This is a genomic window from Streptomyces viridosporus (genome assembly GCF_002078235.1).
In the GTDB taxonomy this organism is placed as follows: Bacteria; Actinomycetota; Actinomycetes; order Streptomycetales; family Streptomycetaceae; genus Streptomyces; species Streptomyces viridosporus.
Map to the genome: position 1 here is coordinate 1 of NZ_MSGP01000851.1, position 679 is coordinate 679.

Annotated in this window: 1 pseudogene; it reads right to left on the reverse strand. The window is 77.0% G+C overall.

Annotation, left to right across the window (positions count from 1 at the left end):
* Positions 1 to 679: pseudogene (locus tag B7L92_RS38130) on the reverse strand (ATP-binding protein); the annotation flags it as partial.

Below are 679 nucleotides of genomic sequence, written 5' to 3' on the forward strand. Positions count from 1 at the left end.
CGGGCCGGCCCCCGGGCGGCCATGCGGCAGCTCCACTCGATGAGCGGTCCGCCGACGATGCCGATCACCATCAGCAGCACCGGCACCCCCAGGTTCGGCGGCACGACCCCGATGATCTGGCCCAGCAGCCACAGCCCGCCCACGAACTGGAGGAGCGTCATCGACGCCTGGACCAGCACGGCCACCGGCCACCACCCGGGCCTCGGCGGTCTGCCCGGCGGCAGTCCCGCGCGCACNNGCTGCCGGGCCGTGATCTCCTCGTCGGCCTGCCCCCGCAGGAGCTGCCGTCCCGTGATCGGATCGCCCCGGTCCTGGCACCAGCGCCACAGCCGCAGCCAGGGCGTGCCGCACGCGCGGTTGGCGTTGCGCAGCCACGCCCGCTCGGCGGCCTCGCCCGCCGCGGTGGCGCCCACGGCGTCCGCGAGCCGGTCCGAGAACTCCTCGCGCGCCTCCTCGCTCAGCCCGGCGCGCCGGCGGGTGGCGTACACGGGCCACAGCCGGGCCGCGGCGACGTCCACGTCCGCGGAGATCCGGCGGGCCGGGGCCCCCCGTTCGACCACGAAACGGGCCAGCGCCTCCCGCAGGTCACCGACCCCGTCCCCGGTGAGCGCGGACAGCGCGAGCACGGTCGTCCCGGGTTCGCCGTACTCCCCGAGGGCGATGCCGTCCTCGTCGAGCA